16 protein-coding genes and 1 tRNA gene are annotated in these 15,567 nt (G+C 63.4%); 2 read left to right on the forward strand and 15 right to left on the reverse strand.

Annotated features, from left to right (window positions below; translation table 11 throughout):
• Position 1: 1 nt before the first annotated feature.
• The 14 genes from nuoG to AC1DYS_RS23135 form a co-directional block, all read right to left on the reverse strand.
• Positions 2-2,317 carry an NADH-quinone oxidoreductase subunit NuoG gene (gene nuoG, locus AC1DYS_RS23070; RefSeq protein ID WP_477903496.1) on the reverse strand — a complete coding sequence of 772 codons (2,316 nt, stop codon included), beginning with the start codon at positions 2,315-2,317 and terminating at the stop codon, positions 2-4.
• A 24-nt stretch (positions 2,318-2,341) separates the two neighbouring features.
• Positions 2,342-3,700, reverse strand: a complete 1,359-nt coding sequence (gene nuoF, locus AC1DYS_RS23075) for an NADH-quinone oxidoreductase subunit NuoF (protein ID WP_477903497.1) — start codon at positions 3,698-3,700, stop codon at positions 2,342-2,344.
• A gap of 14 nt (positions 3,701-3,714) precedes the next feature.
• Positions 3,715-4,221: an NADH-quinone oxidoreductase subunit NuoE family protein gene (locus AC1DYS_RS23080; protein ID WP_477903498.1), complete on the reverse strand. Its 507-nt coding sequence runs from the start codon at positions 4,219-4,221 to the stop codon at positions 3,715-3,717.
• A gap of 11 nt (positions 4,222-4,232) precedes the next feature.
• Positions 4,233-5,486 (reverse strand): NADH-quinone oxidoreductase subunit D, encoded by a 1,254-nt coding sequence (locus AC1DYS_RS23085; RefSeq protein ID WP_047484386.1) that lies wholly within the window; start codon positions 5,484-5,486, stop codon positions 4,233-4,235.
• Between the two features lie 25 nt (positions 5,487-5,511).
• Complete coding sequence (locus tag AC1DYS_RS23090) at positions 5,512-6,108, reverse strand: NADH-quinone oxidoreductase subunit C (RefSeq protein ID WP_477903500.1); 597 nt, start codon at positions 6,106-6,108, stop codon at positions 5,512-5,514.
• Positions 6,109-6,114: 6 nt separating this feature from the next.
• The gene (locus AC1DYS_RS23095) at positions 6,115-6,591 is read right to left on the reverse strand and encodes a NuoB/complex I 20 kDa subunit family protein (RefSeq protein ID WP_047484384.1); all 477 of its coding nucleotides are present in this window, start codon (positions 6,589-6,591) and stop codon (positions 6,115-6,117) included.
• 24 nt (positions 6,592-6,615) lie between these two features.
• Positions 6,616-6,975 (reverse strand): NADH-quinone oxidoreductase subunit A, encoded by a 360-nt coding sequence (locus tag AC1DYS_RS23100; RefSeq protein WP_047484383.1) that lies wholly within the window; start codon positions 6,973-6,975, stop codon positions 6,616-6,618.
• 61 nt (positions 6,976-7,036) lie between these two features.
• A tRNA-Leu gene (locus AC1DYS_RS23105) sits at positions 7,037-7,121 on the reverse strand.
• Between the two features lie 161 nt (positions 7,122-7,282).
• On the reverse strand, positions 7,283-7,684 hold the full coding sequence (secG, locus tag AC1DYS_RS23110; protein ID WP_047484382.1) for a preprotein translocase subunit SecG: 402 nt from the start codon (positions 7,682-7,684) through the stop codon (positions 7,283-7,285).
• Positions 7,685-7,718: 34 nt separating this feature from the next.
• The gene (tpiA, locus tag AC1DYS_RS23115) at positions 7,719-8,459 is read right to left on the reverse strand and encodes a triose-phosphate isomerase (protein ID WP_477903503.1); all 741 of its coding nucleotides are present in this window, start codon (positions 8,457-8,459) and stop codon (positions 7,719-7,721) included.
• A 17-nt stretch (positions 8,460-8,476) separates the two neighbouring features.
• Positions 8,477-9,463: an NAD(P)H-quinone oxidoreductase gene (locus tag AC1DYS_RS23120; protein WP_477903505.1), complete on the reverse strand. Its 987-nt coding sequence runs from the start codon at positions 9,461-9,463 to the stop codon at positions 8,477-8,479.
• Between the two features lie 51 nt (positions 9,464-9,514).
• A complete protein-coding gene (gene pnp / locus AC1DYS_RS23125; protein WP_477903507.1) occupies positions 9,515-11,629 on the reverse strand; it encodes a polyribonucleotide nucleotidyltransferase in 2,115 nt (704 codons plus the stop codon).
• 197 nt (positions 11,630-11,826) lie between these two features.
• The gene (rpsO, locus tag AC1DYS_RS23130) at positions 11,827-12,096 is read right to left on the reverse strand and encodes a 30S ribosomal protein S15 (protein WP_047484378.1); all 270 of its coding nucleotides are present in this window, start codon (positions 12,094-12,096) and stop codon (positions 11,827-11,829) included.
• Positions 12,097-12,258: 162 nt separating this feature from the next.
• Entirely contained in the window at positions 12,259-13,410 is a 1,152-nt protein-coding gene (locus AC1DYS_RS23135; RefSeq protein ID WP_477903509.1) for a pyridoxal phosphate-dependent aminotransferase, read from the reverse strand.
• Between the two features lie 132 nt (positions 13,411-13,542).
• On the opposite strand from AC1DYS_RS23135, the gene AC1DYS_RS23140 reads away from it, so the two are divergent.
• Positions 13,543-13,974, forward strand: coding sequence for an Hsp20/alpha crystallin family protein (locus tag AC1DYS_RS23140; RefSeq protein ID WP_477903511.1), 432 nt, complete (start codon positions 13,543-13,545; stop codon positions 13,972-13,974).
• Between the two features lie 12 nt (positions 13,975-13,986).
• Here the strand turns inward: AC1DYS_RS23140 and tsaD are convergent, their stop codons facing one another.
• Positions 13,987-15,015 carry a tRNA (adenosine(37)-N6)-threonylcarbamoyltransferase complex transferase subunit TsaD gene (gene tsaD, locus AC1DYS_RS23145; RefSeq protein ID WP_477903513.1) on the reverse strand — a complete coding sequence of 343 codons (1,029 nt, stop codon included), beginning with the start codon at positions 15,013-15,015 and terminating at the stop codon, positions 13,987-13,989.
• Positions 15,016-15,057: 42 nt separating this feature from the next.
• Here tsaD and AC1DYS_RS23150 point away from each other — a divergent pair, with 42 nt between their 5' ends.
• A complete protein-coding gene (locus tag AC1DYS_RS23150; protein WP_477903515.1) occupies positions 15,058-15,492 on the forward strand; it encodes a hypothetical protein in 435 nt (144 codons plus the stop codon).
• Positions 15,493-15,567: the final 75 nt, after the last annotated feature.

Here is a 15,567-nt window from a genome sequence, read left to right on the forward strand (position 1 = left end):
CTCAGGCCCTCTCGACGGTGATCGCGCCGAACATGGCGCCCAAGGACGCGGTGGCCGGGTGGCCGGCGGGCACGCGGACGGTGTTCGCAGCCAGCGTCTCATCGAGACGCGCGGGCAGCACGGCTTGTGCTGTACCTTGAGACACCTTCACCGAAGCGCCCTCGCCCAGACCCAGTTGCGACCACAGCGCCGCAGACAGGCTTGCGACCGGCGGCTTGGCATCGGCGGTGAGCTGCAGAGACGTGGCGCGACGCACCAGTGAGTCGGCTGCGTAGATCGGCACATCGGCGATGCGCTCCAGGCCCGATCCCGAGGCGTTGACCTCGGCCGAGGTAGCAACCGGGCGGTTGCTCAGGCGCGACGCCACGGCGCTCAAGTCACCCAGCGCCTCGGCCTTCACCTCTTCGGACGTCTCCTGGTCGAAACCACTCAGGCCGAGCAAATTGCCCAGCACGCGAAGAACCTTCCACGCCGGCCGGGTGTCGCCGAGCGGCTTCACCACGCCATGGAAGCTTTGCACGCGCCCTTCGGCGCTGACGAAGGTCCCGGAGGTTTCGCTGAAGGGCGAAATGGGCAGCAGCACGTCGGCGCAATCGACCGCAGCAGTCTTGAACGGCGTGAGCGCGATCACCATGTCGGCTGACTGCAGGGCAGCGACGGCCGCACTGGCGTTGGCCGCGTCGAAGGCGGGCTCCACATTCAGCAGCAGGCAGGCCTTCAGAGAACCGCCGAGCATCTGGCCAGCGTTCAGACCGCCGTTGCCAGGCAATGCATTGACGAGCTGTGCGCCGACGGTGTTGGCAGCTTCAGTCAGATAGCCGACCGAGGCTCCAGTCTGCTCGCCAATCCACGTGGCGAGTGAGAGCAACTGGCTGGCTTGCGGATGCTGTGCCGCCGCGTTGCCCAGCAAAACAGCCTTGCGCTCGCCGGCAAGCAAGGAGGTAGCAATCGCCTGTGCAGCGGCACGCGGATCGGCTTGAACAGGCGCCGAAACACCCTTGCTCATCGCGACGGCAGCAGCCACTTCGGCCAGCGCCTGAACCCATTGGCTGGGCGCCACCGACAGATGATTGGCCAAGGGCATCAGCCAGTCGTCTTGCACGGCGTGCATGCTGTGGACCTTGGCGCCCTTGCGAGCCGCCTGGCGGATGCGTTGCGCGAACAGCGGGTGGTCCTTGCGCAGGAACGAGCCGACGACCAATGCGCCTTGCAGCGTCGACAGTGAAGCCACCGAGGTGCCCAACCAACGGACGCCACCCACATTGCCGAAGTCGGCGTGGCGGGTGCGGTAATCGATGTTCTCACTGCCCAGCCCACGGACCAGCTTGGCCAGCAGATGCAGTTCTTCGGTCGTGCTATGCGCAGATCCCAGCGCACCGATGCTCTTGGCACCGTGGTCGGCCTTGATCTGGGTCAGGCCCTTGGCCACGTATTCGAGCGCGGTGGTCCAGTCGACAGGCTTCCACTCGCCGCCCTGCTTGATCATCGGCGCGCTGAGTCGCTCGTCGCTGTTGACGGCTTCGTACGAGAAACGGTCGCGGTCGGCGAGCCAGCACTCATTGACGTCTTCGTTCTCGAGTGGGACGACGCGCACGACCTTGTTGCTCTTCACCTGCACGATCAGGTTGCTGCCGGTGCCGTCGTGCGGGCTCACGCTCTTGCGGCGAGACAGTTCCCAGGTGCGGGCGCTGTAGCGGAAAGGCTTGCTGGTGATTGCGCCAACCGGGCAGATGTCGATCATGTTGCCCGACAGCTCGGAATCAACCGTGTCACCCAGGACGGTGGTGATCTCCGAGTGTTCGCCGCGATGGATCATGCCCAGCTCCATCACGCCGGCCACTTCCTGGCCGAAGCGCACGCAGCGGGTGCAATGGATACAGCGACTCATCTCTTCCATCGAGAGGAGCGGGCCCACTTCCTTGTGGAAGACCACGCGCTTCTCTTCGGTGTAGCGCGAGGACGAGCCGCCGTAGCCCACGGCCAGGTCTTGCAGCTGGCATTCGCCGCCTTGGTCGCAAATCGGGCAGTCGAGCGGGTGGTTGATGAGCAGGAACTCCATCACACCGGCTTGCGCCTTCAGGGCCTTGTCGCTCCTCGTGCGAACGATCATGCCTTGCGTGACAGGCGTTGCGCACGCCGGCATCGGCTTCGGCGCCTTCTCGACATCGACCAGGCACATGCGGCAGTTGGCCGCGATGGACAGCTTCTTGTGATAGCAGAAATGCGGGATGTAGGTGCCGGCCTTGTCGGCAGCGTGCATCACCATGCTGCCTTCGGCGACCTCCACCTTTTTGCCGTCGAGTTCGATTTCGATCATGTCGTGTTGCCTTGAGGTGCCCGGTCAGACGTAAGCCGGGACCACGCTGGTCTTGTGCTCGATGAGATGAACGAATTCATCGCGGAAGTGCTTGATCATGGCGCGCACCGGCATCGCCGCGGCGTCGCCCAAGGCGCAGATGGTGCGGCCCTGGATGTTGTCGGCCACCGAGTTCAGCAGGTCGATGTCTTCCATGCGGCCCTTGCCATTGGCGATGCGCTCGACCATGCGGTACAGCCAGCCCGTGCCTTCACGGCACGGCGTGCATTGGCCGCAGCTTTCGTGCATGTAGAAGTACGACAGGCGCAGCAGGCTCTTCACCATGTCGCGCGAATCGTCCATCACGATCACGGCGCCTGAGCCGAGCATGGAGCCGGCCTTGGCGATCGAGTCGTAGTCCATGGTCAGCTCGTTCATGATGGCTGCAGGCAGCACCGGGGACGACGAGCCGCCGGGGATCACAGCCTTCAGCTTGCGGCCAGTGCGCACACCGCCGGCGAGCTCGAGCAGCTTGGTAAACGGCGTGCCCAGCGGGATCTCGAAGTTGCCAGGCTGGTTGACGTCACCCACGACCGAGAAGATCTTGGTGCCGCCGTTGTTCGGCTTGCCGATCTCGAGATATGGCTGACCGCCGTTGCGGATGATCCACGGCACCGCGGCAAAGGTCTCGGTGTTATTGATCGTGGTCGGCTTGCCGTACAGGCCATAGCTGGCCGGGAAAGGCGGCTTGAAGCGCGGCTGGCCCTTCTTGCCTTCCAGCGATTCGAGGAGCGCCGTCTCTTCGCCGCAGATGTAGGCGCCGAAACCGTGCGAGGCATGCAGTTGGAAGCTGAAGGCAGAGCCGAAGATCTTGTCACCAAGATAGCCGGCGGCGCGGGCTTCTTCGAGTGCGGCTTCGAAGCGGTCGTACACCTCGAAAATCTCGCCGTGGATGTAGTTGTAGCCCACGCTGATGCCCATCGCAAAGGCGGCGATGGCCATGCCTTCGATGACGATGTGCGGGTTGAACATCAGGATGTCGCGGTCCTTGCAGGTGCCCGGTTCGCCTTCGTCGGAGTTGCAGACGAGGTACTTTGCGCCGGGGAACATGCGCGGCATGAAGCTCCACTTCAGGCCGGTCGGGAAACCGGCGCCGCCGCGGCCACGCAGGCCTGAGGCCTTGACCTCGGCGATCACCTGCTCGGGCGTCATCGGTTCGGCGCCGTTGCTGCCGCTAAGAATCTTGCGCAGGGCCTGGTAGCCGCCGCGCGCTTCGTAGTCCTTCAACGACCAGTTGCGGCCGTCGAGGCCGTCATAGATCTGTGCGCCGATGTGGCGGCCGTGGAAGCAGGTCTCGGCGCCTGTGGCCTGGAACCTGGAAAGATCGACGATCGGTTGCGACATGGATAAAGCCCCGTTCACTTTGCAGCTGCCGCTGCACGCAGCGTGCCGACCAACTCGTCCAGGCGCTGCTCGTCCATGAAGCTGCACATCTGCCGGTCATTCACCAGCAACACCGGTGCGTCGGCGCAGGCGCCCAGGCATTCGCTCTTCTGGATGGTTAACGCGCCATCGGCCGTCGTGCCGCCCTCTTCCACACCGAGCTTGCCGCACAGGTAGTTCAGCGCCGACTGGCCGTTGCGCAGCTGGCATGGCAGATTGGTGCAGACATTGAGCTTGAAGGTGCCCAGCGGCTGCTGGTTGTACATGTTGTAGAACGTGGTGACCTCGTGCACCGCGATCGGCGGCATGCCGAGGTAGTCAGCCACCAGGCGCTCGCTGTCGGCCGACACGAAGCCTTGCTCCTGCTGCACGATGGCCAAACAGGCCATCACCGCGGACTGTTTCTGTTCCGCCGGGTACTTGGCGACTTCTTTGTCGAAGCGAGCGCGTGTGGCGTCGGAAATCACGGCGTTGGAAGTCATCTCGGGCTTGTTCACCGGTCAATCTCTCCAAACACGATGTCCATCGTGCCGATCACGGCCACGGCGTCGGCAATCATGTGGCCGCGCGACATTTCGTCCAGCGCCGCCAAGTGCGAAAAGCCAGGGGGACGGATCTTCAGGCGGTAAGGCTTGTTGGCACCGTCGCTGATCAGGTAGATGCCGAACTCGCCTTTCGGGTGCTCGACAGCCGCGTAGACCTCACCTTCGGGCACGTGGAAGCCTTCAGTGAAGAGCTTGAAGTGATGGATCAGTTCTTCCATGCTGGACTTCATGTCCACGCGCGAAGGCGGCGCCACCTTGTGGTTGTCGGTGATCACCGGGCCTGGGTTCTTGCGCAGCCAGTCGACGCACTGCTTGATGATGCGGTTGGCCTCGCGCATCTCGTGCACGCGCACGAGGTAGCGGTCGTAGGTATCGCCGTTGGTACCCACGGGGACGTCGAAGTCCATGCGGTCATAGACGTCGTAGGGCTGGTTCTTGCGCAGATCCCACTCGATGCCCGAGCCGCGCAGCATCGGGCCGGTGAAGCCCAGATTCAGCGCGCGCTCTGGCGAAACCACGCCGATGCCGACCGTGCGCTGCTTCCAGATGCGGTTGTCGGTGAGCAGGGTCTCGTAGTCATCGACGTTGGCCGGAAAGCGCTTGCAAAAATCTTCGATGAAATCGAGCAGCGAACCCGAGCGGTTCTCGTTGAGCTTCGAGATGGCCTTGGCGTTGTGGATCTTCGACGCCTTGTACTGGGGCATCGTGTCCGGCAGGTCGCGGTACACGCCACCCGGACGGAAGTAGGCGGCATGCATCCGGGCGCCCGAGACAGCCTCGTACATGTCGAACAGGTCTTCACGCTCGCGGAAACAGTAGATGAGGATGTTCATCGCACCGCAGTCGAGCCCGTGCGCGCCCAACCACAACAGGTGGTTCAGCAGGCGGGTGAGTTCGGAGAACATCACGCGGATGTACTGCGCACGCTCAGGCACGTCGATGCCCAGCAGGCGCTCGATGGCCAGGCAATAGGCATGCTCGTTGGACATCATCGACACGTAGTCGAGGCGGTCCATGTAGGGCAGCGACTGGATGTAGGTCTTGCTCTCGGCCAGCTTTTCGGTGGCGCGGTGCAGCAGGCCGATGTGCGGGTCGGCGCGCTGGATAACTTCGCCGTCGAGCTCGAGCACCAGGCGCAGCACGCCGTGGGCTGCAGGGTGCTGCGGGCCGAAGTTCAGGGTGTAGTTCTTGATCTCTGCCATGGAGTGTTGCTTCGCGCTCGCGCGCTCAGTGCAGCCCGCCGTAGTTGTCTTCGCGAATGATGCGCGGCGTGATCTCGCGCGGCTCGATGGTCACCGGCTGGTAGATGACGCGCTTCTGCTCGGGGTCGTAGCGCATCTCGACGTGGCCGGTGGTCGGGAAGTCCTTGCGGAAGGGGTGGCCGATGAAGCCGTAGTCGGTGAGGATGCGGCGCAGATCGGCGTGCCCTTCGAAGAGGATGCCGTACAGGTCAAACGCTTCGCGCTCGAACCAGTTGGCCGAATTCCACACCGGCGTGATCGACGCGACCGAAGGCAGGCCGTCATCAGGGCAGAACACCTTCAGGCGCACGCGCCAGTTGTGCGTGAGCGACAGCAGATGCGACACCACGCCGAATCGCGCGCCTTCTTGTGGCTCGTCCTTGTAGGCGGAGTAGTCGACGCCACAGATGTCGACCAGCTGCTCGAAACGCAGCGATGGATCGTCACGCAGTTGCATGGCTGCGGGGATGTAGTCGGCCGCGGGAACGGTGATCGTGATTTCACCGCGGTCGCGCACCAGTTTCTTGATGCGCGCGCCAAGCACGGATTCCAGTGTTGCCTGGAGGGTGTCGAGTCTGCTCATGAATGCTCAGCGGGCGATTGTGTTTTCGCGGCGGATCTTGGCTTGCAGCTGCAAGATGCCGTAGAGCAAGGCCTCAGCCGTCGGCGGGCAGCCCGGAACGTAGACGTCGACCGGCACGATGCGGTCGCAACCGCGAACAACCGAATAGCTGTAGTGGTAGTAGCCACCGCCGTTGGCGCAAGAGCCCATCGACAACACCCAGCGCGGCTCGGCCATCTGGTCGTAGACCTTGCGCAGCGCAGGTGCCATCTTGTTGCACAGCGTGCCCGCGACGATCATCAAGTCGCTCTGACGTGGGCTGGGACGGAACAGCATGCCGAAGCGATCGATGTCATAGCGTGCCGCGCCGGCGTGCATCATCTCGACCGCACAACAGGCCAAGCCAAACGTCATCGGCCACAACGAACCGGTCTTGGACCAGTTGATCAGCGTGTCGACACTGGTGGTGACGAAACCTTCTTTGAGAACGCCTTCGATGCCCATACTGCTACCTCGTTTGCGTTGCGATCATTCCCAGTCCAGGGCGCCCTTTTTCCACTCGTAGGCAAAGCCCACGACCAGAATGCCCAGGAACAACATCATGGCCCAGAAGCCCGCCACACCGATCTCGCGCAACGAGACCGCCCACGGGAAGAGGAACGCAATTTCCAGATCGAACAGGATGAAGAGGATGGCCACCAAGTAGTAGCGCACATCGAACTTCATGCGTGCGTCTTCAAAAGCCTCGAAGCCGCATTCGTAGGGGGAATTCTTCGCGGCATCAGGGCGACGCGGGCCGAAGAGGAAGCCAAGCACCTGAGGCGCCACCCCGACACCCACACCAACCAGGATGAACAGGATCACAGGGAGGTATGGACCAAGATTCATGGTGGGCGTGGTTGGCTTTGGGCTGAAGGCAGGGCACTGCAAAGTGCCCTGCCGATAGATCTGGTGCCGACGGCGAGACTCGAACTCGCACAGCTTTCGCCACTACCCCCTCAAGATAGCGTGTCTACCAATTTCACCACGTCGGCCTAACGTTTTACCGCTTACCACTGACTAGCAGCAGGTCTGGATTGCATGAGGAGTGGCTCACCAGACAGCCGCAAATTCTAACCTCAAACGTCTCCCGATCTCACGCAAGTGCTGCATCGCAGCAGTCGGTTTTGATCGGTGATGAGGCTTCAGCTTCGCGTCACTTGCCAGGGATCGCTGCACCAGAGGCAGCGGGTGCCGGCGTGGACGCCACGCCCGACGCGGCGCTCGCTGCGCCCGGGATCGTCAGAGCACCACTGGCGGGTGCGCTTGCCGACCCTGCCGCAGCGCGGTCAAGCACGCTGGTGCCTTCGGTGCTCACGCGAATGTTGGACGAATAGGCCAACGCCAGCGTGCAGCAGAAGAACACCGCGGCGCAGACCGCCGTGGAGCGAGACAGGAAATTGGCGCTGCCGGTGGCGCCGAAGAGGCTGCCCGACGCACCACTGCCGAAAGACGCGCCCATGTCAGCGCCCTTGCCGTGCTGGATCAGCACCAGCCCAATCATCACCAGTGCCGCAAGAATCTGCACAGCCACCACGACGTTCATCAACACTTGCATTCTTATTGCTCCAAAAAATTCTTCAGGGCCAGCCTCAGCTGGCGGCCTTGCAGATGGCTGCGAAATCGGCAGCCTTGAGAGAGGCGCCGCCGATGAGCCCGCCATCGATGTCTGCTTGCGAAAACAGCCACGCGGCGTTGTCTGCCTTCACGCTGCCGCCGTAGAGGATCAGCATTTCGTCGGCCTTCTGCGTCGCCGCGTGCAACTGCGCACGCAACAACGCATGCACCGCCTGCGCCTGTTCGGGTGAGGCCGTCTTGCCCGTGCCAATGGCCCACACGGGTTCGTAGGCCACGACGACCTGCGAGATGCAGTGCGCCAAGGTATGGATCACCGCCGACAGCTGACGCTTCACCACAGCATCGGTTTGCCCGGCATCACGCTCGGCCAGGGTCTCGCCGACGCAGACGATGGGCGTGAGCTTGTGGGCCAACGCCGCCTTTGCCTTGTCGGCCACAAGTTGATCGGATTCCGCGTGGAAGGCGCGGCGCTCCGAGTGACCGACGATGACGTAGTGGCAACCGAACTCGGCGAGCATTGCGGCTGCCACCTCGCCGGTGTAGGCCCCTGACTCGTGCGCCGAGCAATCCTGGGCGCCCCACTGAATGCGGGAACCTTGCAGAGACAGCGCAACGTCAGCCAGGTACGGGAACGGCGCGCACACCGCTACACCCGCGTCCCACGGCCCAGCCGCATTGAGCCCAGCCAACAACTCGGCATTGGCCGCCCTGCTGCCGTTCATCTTCCAGTTGCCCACCACCAGTTTGCGACGCATGGATTCGGTTCCTCGATTCACCATGTCAGCACGATCTTGCCGATGTGCTCGTTCGATTCCATCAGCGCGTGCGCTAGAGGCGCTTGCTCGGCAGCGAAGGTCTTGAAGATCACCGGCTTGACGCGCTGCGCTTCCAGCCAAGGCCACACGTGCTCACGCAATGACGTTGCGATGGCCGCCTTGAAGGCCACCGGCCGAGGTCGCAGAGTCGAACCCGTGACGGTGAGACGCCGGCGCAACACGGCACCGGCATCGATCTGCGCTTCGACGCCACCTTGCACCGCGATGATGACCAGGCGGCCATCGTCAGCGAGACAAGTCAACTCACGAGCCACGTAGCCGCCAGCCACCATGTCGAGAATGACATTGGCGCCGCGCTTGTTCGTGACGCTCAACACCTCGGCAGCGAAGTCCTGGTTCCGGTAGTTGATTGCGTGGTCGGCACCGAGTGAGACGCACGCGGCGCACTTCTCGTCGCTCCCGGCCGTCGCAATGACCGTTGCGCCCCAGGCCTTCGCCAACTGGATCGCAGTGACGCCAATGCCGCTGGTACCACCTTGCACCAGGAACGTCTCCCCGGGCTGCAAGCGCCCCCGGTCGAACACGTTGGACCAGACGGTAAAGAAGGTCTCGGGCAAGCTCGCTGCCTCGACATCGGTCAGCCCTGCAGGCACAGGAAGGCAGGAGCCGACCGGTGCCACACACAATTCGGCATAGCCACCGCCGGCGACGAGCGCACATACACGGTCGCCGGGCTTGAAGCCGGCGGCAGCCATCGCGGCCTGATCACCGTCGACGATGGTGCCCGCCACCTCGAGCCCCGGCAGGTCTGAGGCGCCGGGCGGAACCGGATATTTACCTTTGCGCTGCAACACGTCGGGCCGATTGATGCCCGACGCCGCCACGCGGATCAACAACTCACCGGCACCCGCGACCGGCGCGGGCCGTTCGGCGAGACGCAGCACTTCCGGTGCGCCGTAAGAGGCAATTTCGATGGCTTTCATGGTGTTGAAGCTCCAGGAACGGACCGCGCACGAATGCGCGGCCCTGGCGCATCACTCGTGCGCGGGCTGGACTTCGCGATCGATCAAGGCCTTCATCGACAACTTGACGCGACCCTTCTCGTCGGTCTCGAGCACCTTGACCTTGACGATCTGGCCTTCCTTCAGGAAGTCGGTGACCTTCTCGACACGCTGGTGAGCGATCTGGCTGATGTGCAGCAGACCGTCCTTGCCAGGCAGCAGGTTCACGAGCGCACCGAACTCCAGAATCTTGGTGATCGGGCCTTCGTAGACCTTGCCCACTTCGACTTCGGCGGTGATCTCTTCGATGCGCTTCTTGGCGTAGGCCGCCTTGTCCGCATCGGCCGAGGCGATGGTGATGGTGCCGTCTTCGCCGATGTCGATCGTGGTGCCGGTTTCTTCGGTCAGCGCACGGATGGTGGCGCCGCCCTTGCCGATCACGTCACGGATCTTTTCGGGGTTGATCTTCATCGTGTACAGGCGCGGAGCGAACTGCGACACCTCGGCCTTGGCTTCACCCATGGCGTTGACCATCTTGTCGAGGATGTGCAGGCGGGCTTCCTTGGCCTGAGCCAGCGCAACCTGCATGATTTCCTTGGTAATGCCCTGAATCTTGATGTCCATCTGCAGCGCGGTCACACCGGTGGTCGTGCCGGCCACCTTGAAGTCCATGTCGCCCAGGTGATCTTCGTCACCCAGGATGTCGGTCAGCACGGCGAAGCGGTTGCCGTCCTTGATCAGGCCCATGGCGATGCCGGCGACGTGCGCCTTCAGCGGCACGCCAGCGTCCATCAGCGCCAGGCAGCCGCCGCAGACGGACGCCATCGACGACGAACCGTTGGACTCGGTGATCTCGGACACGACGCGCATCGAGTACGGAAAGTCGACACGGTCGGGCAGCACGGCAACGAGTGCCCGCTTGGCCAAGCGGCCGTGGCCGATCTCGCGGCGCTTCGGCGTGCCGACGCGGCCGGTTTCGCCAGTGGCGAACGGAGGCATGTTGTAGTGAAGCATGAAGTGCTCGCTGAACTCGCCCGCGAGTGCATCGATCTTCTGCGAATCACGGTCGGTGCCGAGCGTGGCAGCAACGAGGGCTTGCGTTTCACCGCGGGTGAACAGCGCCGAACCGTGAACGCGCGGCAGCACGCTGTTGCGGATCTCGATCTGGCGCACCGTGCGGGTGTCGCGGCCGTCGATGCGGGGCTCGCCCGACAGGATCTGGCTGCGCACGATCTTGGCTTCGATGTCGAACAGCACGTTGTCGACCTTCACCTTGTCGAATGCAGCGCCTTCGGCTTCGAGCGCGGCAACCACGTCGGCAGTCGCCTGGCGGGTGGCTTGGGTGCGAGCCTGCTTGGAGCGGATCTGATACGCCGCACGCAGCTTCTCTTCAGCCAGTGCGCCGATCTTGGAGATGAAGGTCTCGTCCTTGGCGGGAGCGGCCCAGTCCCAGGCCGGCTTGCCGGCGTCACGCACCAAATCATTGATCGCGGCGATGGCGATGTTGCCTTGGTCGTGGCCGAACACCACGCCACCCAGCATCACTTCTTCGCTCAGCTGCCGGGCTTCGGATTCAACCATCAGCACGGCGGCTTGCGTGCCGGCGACCACCAGGTCCATCTTCGACTCGAGCAGTTGGGTCTTGCCCGGGTTCAGCACGTATTGGCCGTTGATGTAGCCCACGCGCGCGGCACCGATGGGGCCGTTGAACGGGATGCCCGAAATGGCGAGCGCTGCGCTGGAGCCGATCAGCGCGGCGATGTCAGCCGAGACTTCGGGGTTCAGCGACAGCACGTGGATCACCACTTGCACTTCGTTGTAGAAGCCTTCAGGGAACAGCGGGCGCAGCGGGCGGTCGATCAGGCGCGAGGTCAGCGTCTCCAGTTCGCTCGGGCGGCCTTCACGCTTGAAGAAGCTGCCGGGGATCTTGCCGGCGGCATAGGTCTTTTCGATGTAGTCGACGGTCAGCGGGAAGAAGTCCTGGCCCGGCTTGGCGTTCTTGGCAGCCACGACGGTGGCAAGCACCACGGTGTCTTCGATGTCGACGAGCACCGCACCGCTGGACTGGCGAGCGATCTCGCCGGTCTCGAGCTTGACGGTGTGCTGGCCCCACTGGAAGGTCTTGGTGGCTTTGTTGAACATGCTCATGTGTCTCTCCTTTGGATATCGGTGCCTTCAGGGTGGCGCCTTGAGACCCGGAGCGTCACCCTGGCGCGATGCCATTCCAGCGAGGTTCCTTGCGAAACGCCGGTGGAATGACACATCGTCATCATTGGGTGCTGGGCTCCAAACGCAAAGAGCCTGTGCTGGCGAATCCAGACAGGCTCTTCACTCATTCGCGCGACTTACTTACGCAGACCCAGTTTCTGGATCAGCGCGGTGTAGCGGTCCGCGTCAGTGTTCTTCAGGTAGGCCAACAGGCTCTTGCGGGTGTTGACCATCTTCAGCAGACCCCGGCGACCGTGGTGGTCCTTCAGGTGGGTCTTGAAGTGGGGGGTGAGTTCGTTGATGCGGGCGGTGAGCAGTGCGACTTGCACTTCAGGGGAGCCCGTGTCGTTCGCACTGCGTGCGTTGGACTTGACGATTTCAGCTTTGTTGAGTTCAGCGACAGACATCTCAGTTTCCTGGTATCCGGCCGCAGGTGACTGACTCTCTTCGTCAAGATCGGTGCTGCGGTTTCCGGGGTTGCGACTTGCGGTAGCGGGAGAAACCTTCCCGCGCCGTGCTAGGTGCTCCGAGCGCCGTTCCTGAATAAGACCAGCGCACAGAGCCCGTGATTATAGCCCAAGGGCACGGCTCAAGCGGCCCACCCCATCGACGAGCCGAGCGGGGTCGCGGGAGGCAAAGCACCAGCGCAGCCAGCCTTCGGCCTCGTCGCCAAACGCGACGCCGGGGGCCAGCCCGAGCCCGACTTCTTCGACCAGGCGCTTGGCAAAGGCCAGCGAGTCATCTTGGCCCGCGACGCGGAAAAACGCGTACATGCCACCGCGCGGCATGGCGACGCTCACGCCGGGGAGGCTAGCCAAGCGCGGGATCAAGGTGTCCCGGCAGGATTTCATGCGCTGCACCAGGCCTGGCACGAAGGCATCGGCGTCGCGCACGGCCGCAAGCCCGGCCCGCTGCACGAAGACCGGCGCACAGGACGTGTTGAACTCGACCAGCTTGGCTACGTCCCCGGACAAGCCTGTTGGCAGCACCAGCCAACCCAGTCGCCACCCGGTCATCAGAAAGCTCTTGGAGAAGCTGTGCGCGACGATGAGGCGATCGTTTGCATCGGCTATATCGAGGAAGCTCGGAGCGGCACCCTGGCCAGCTTCAAAGTAAATGCGCTCGTAGACCTCATCGGCCACGATCCAAGTGCCGGTGCTTCGGCAATGGGCCAGCAGCGTTTGCTGCTCCTCTCGGGTCAGGGTCCAGCCGGTCGGGTTGTTCGGGGCGTTGATGAGCACGGCCCGTGTGCGAGGCGTGATGGCCTGCAGCAGCGCGGGCATGTCCAGCACCCACGCCCCGTTCTGCACCCGCAGTGAGACGCGTTGCACCCGGGCGCCGAGGATGGCAGGTTGCGCGGTGATGTTCGGCCACACCGGCACAACCGCCACGACCTCGTCGCCTGGGCCGACGAGCAGTTGGCTGGCGATCATCAACGCGCTCACGCCCGACGACGTGACGGCTATGCAATCGCGCTCCACGTGACCATGCAGGCCGCTCAGATGCGTGGCAAGTGCATCTCGCAACTCGGGCAAGCCGAGGTTGTGCGAATAGAAGGTCTCGCCGGCACGCAGTGATTCGATGGCTGCGTCTTTCACGACGCCGGGCGTCGCCTCGTCGCTCTCGCCGAACCAGAAGGCCAGCACATCGTTCCGACCGAGGCCGGCATTGGCCACCTCGCGGATTTTGGAAGCCGGTAGATCAGCAATGATGGGTCTCATGATGCGTCGATGCTAGCCCGTGCTGCGGGCGAGATTTCAAGGCCCTTGAAAACAAAATTGCGGCGCCTAGTTGGGGAAGCATGGGTCGCAGCAAGGTGCAGCGGCCTCGATTGAAACCTGGAGCTACCCATCATGTTCGTGTTCCCTACTTCCGTCGCCGCCACCCGCCGTGTTGCCCCTGCCAGCCTGTCACGCGCCATCGATCATCTGTTCAACGAGCGCTACGCCTCGGAAGAATCGCGAGTGCCGGCACTCGACGTGGCCGAGAACGACACCAGCTACATGCTCTCCTTCGACCTGCCGGGCCTCACCAAGGAGCAACTGAAGGTGACCGTGCAGGGCCGCCGCGTGAGCATCGAAGCTGCCGCGACTGCGAATGCCGATGCCAAGGAAGGTGAACGCGTTCTGTACCGCGAGCGCAGCGCCGCCAAGTACGCGCGTACCGTGAGCCTGCCGGCTGAAGTGGATCAGTCCACGTCAAGCGCGAAGTTCGAGAACGGTGTGTTGACCCTGACGCTTGCGAAGAAGGTGCCGACCGGCGCCACGCAGATCAGCATCAACTGAGAACCGGGCGCTTCAGGCGGCCACGAGATCCCATCGCGGCCGCACGTCGAACGCGTAGTCACGGCTCAGAGAGGCGATTCCTCGCTGCAGGCGCATGGCGGCGGCGAGCGCAATCATGGCGCCGTTGTCGGTGCACAAGGCCAGTTCGGGGTAGTGCACCCTGCACTGGCGCTTGGCGCATTCGGCATTGAGCATCTCGCGCAAGCGCGCGTTGGCGCCGACACCGCCGGCCACCACCAGCCGCTTCAAGCCTGCGAGCTTGAGTGCAGCCAATGACTTCTTCACGAGCACCTCGACGATCGCCTGCTGCGTCGACGCAGCGAGATGCGCTTTGTCTTGCTCGCACACGTTGCCAAGTTTGAGTAGTTGCGTGCGCACCGCCGTCTTGAGACCCGCAAAAGAGAAATCGAGCGTCCCGTTGTGCAGCAGCGGGCGTGGCAGATCGAAGGTCGAAGCGTCGCCGAACTCGGCGAGGCGCGCCAAGGCCGGGCCACCGGGATAACCCAAGCCCATCATCTTCGCGGACTTGTCGAAGGCTTCTCCGGCCGCATCGTCGATGGTCTCGCCGAGCAACTCGTACTGGCCGACATCGTTGACCCGCATCAGCTGGGTGTGGCCGCCCGATACCAGCAAGGCAACGAACGGAAACTCCGGCGGGTCGCTTGCCAGGAACGGTGACAGCAAGTGCCCCTCAAGGTGATGCACACCAAGCACTGGCTTGCCCAGCGCAGCCCCCAGCGCGCAGGCAACACCGGACCCCACAAGCAACGCACCCGCGAGGCCCGGGCCACGCGTGTAGGCAATGACGTCGATGGCGTCCAGACGACAAGCCGCCTGACTCAGGACCTGCTGCGTCAGCGGCAAGACACGCCGGATGTGATCGCGCGACGCCAACTCGGGCACCACCCCACCGTAGGCCTGGTGCATGTCGATCTGGCTGTGCAATGCATGGGCCAGCAGGCGAGGCACGCCGCTTGCATCGGCGTCCACAAGTGCTACGCCCGTCTCGTCGCAAGAAGACTCAACACCCAGAATTTTCATCGGCCGAGTGTACCGAGCACAACATTTCGATCAGAAGGAGCTGTGCTTTCCCACAGCTTCGAATCGGTGTTTTCACTGAAACACGAGGGAAGCCTCTTCCCAGCACCATTTCGGCGCACTACCCTGCGCCTCCGAGCCGCCGCCCTTGATGCGACGGCCAACAATGACAACGAACCGTTGGGGAACTGCATGAAGGAATACCGTCTCATCGCGTGGGCCGACCTTCCTGCGCCCTATCACCGCACGGCTTATCGTCGAATGCTGATTGATTTGTCTCACCGGCACATGTCGATGGCTCAACTGGTGGCCTGCAGCGGCACCCGCCGCCAAGAGGTCAAGCAGTTTCTGGACATGCTGGATGCGCAAGGACTGCTCAACCAACGAGAGGCCGTCGTCGCCGACTCGGTGTTCGACTCCCTGCGCCCTCTTGGCGGCTGGATTCGCAAGGCACTGGCTACGTCCGCCGGCAATCACTGAGCATTACGGCCGCTCCACTCGAAAAAGCCCGCTTCGGCGGGCTTTCTTGTTCATGTCTGGCGTGGATGTTGCACC

Source organism: Rhizobacter sp. P2_G4 (genome assembly GCF_056403575.1).

Excerpts from the sequence above, each read along its gene's own strand:
- nuoG (WP_477903496.1), bottom strand. The coding sequence starts at position 2,317 with ATGATCGAAATCGAACTCGACGGCAAAAAGGTGGAGGTCGCCGAAGGC.
- nuoF (WP_477903497.1), bottom strand. The coding sequence starts at position 3,700 with ATGTCGCAACCGATCGTCGATCTTTCCAGGTTCCAGGCCACAGGCGCC.
- AC1DYS_RS23080 (WP_477903498.1), bottom strand. The coding sequence starts at position 4,221 with ATGACTTCCAACGCCGTGATTTCCGACGCCACACGCGCTCGCTTCGAC.
- AC1DYS_RS23085 (WP_047484386.1), bottom strand. The coding sequence starts at position 5,486 with ATGGCAGAGATCAAGAACTACACCCTGAACTTCGGCCCGCAGCACCCT.
- AC1DYS_RS23090 (WP_477903500.1), bottom strand. The coding sequence starts at position 6,108 with ATGAGCAGACTCGACACCCTCCAGGCAACACTGGAATCCGTGCTTGGC.
- AC1DYS_RS23095 (WP_047484384.1), bottom strand. The coding sequence starts at position 6,591 with ATGGGCATCGAAGGCGTTCTCAAAGAAGGTTTCGTCACCACCAGTGTC.
- AC1DYS_RS23100 (WP_047484383.1), bottom strand. The coding sequence starts at position 6,975 with ATGAATCTTGGTCCATACCTCCCTGTGATCCTGTTCATCCTGGTTGGT.
- secG (WP_047484382.1), bottom strand. The coding sequence starts at position 7,684 with ATGCAAGTGTTGATGAACGTCGTGGTGGCTGTGCAGATTCTTGCGGCA.
- tpiA (WP_477903503.1), bottom strand. The coding sequence starts at position 8,459 with ATGCGTCGCAAACTGGTGGTGGGCAACTGGAAGATGAACGGCAGCAGG.
- AC1DYS_RS23120 (WP_477903505.1), bottom strand. The coding sequence starts at position 9,463 with ATGAAAGCCATCGAAATTGCCTCTTACGGCGCACCGGAAGTGCTGCGT.
- pnp (WP_477903507.1), bottom strand. The coding sequence starts at position 11,629 with ATGAGCATGTTCAACAAAGCCACCAAGACCTTCCAGTGGGGCCAGCAC.
- rpsO (WP_047484378.1), bottom strand. The coding sequence starts at position 12,096 with ATGTCTGTCGCTGAACTCAACAAAGCTGAAATCGTCAAGTCCAACGCA.
- AC1DYS_RS23135 (WP_477903509.1), bottom strand. The coding sequence starts at position 13,410 with ATGAGACCCATCATTGCTGATCTACCGGCTTCCAAAATCCGCGAGGTG.
- AC1DYS_RS23140 (WP_477903511.1), top strand. The coding sequence starts at position 13,543 with ATGTTCGTGTTCCCTACTTCCGTCGCCGCCACCCGCCGTGTTGCCCCT.
- tsaD (WP_477903513.1), bottom strand. The coding sequence starts at position 15,015 with ATGAAAATTCTGGGTGTTGAGTCTTCTTGCGACGAGACGGGCGTAGCA.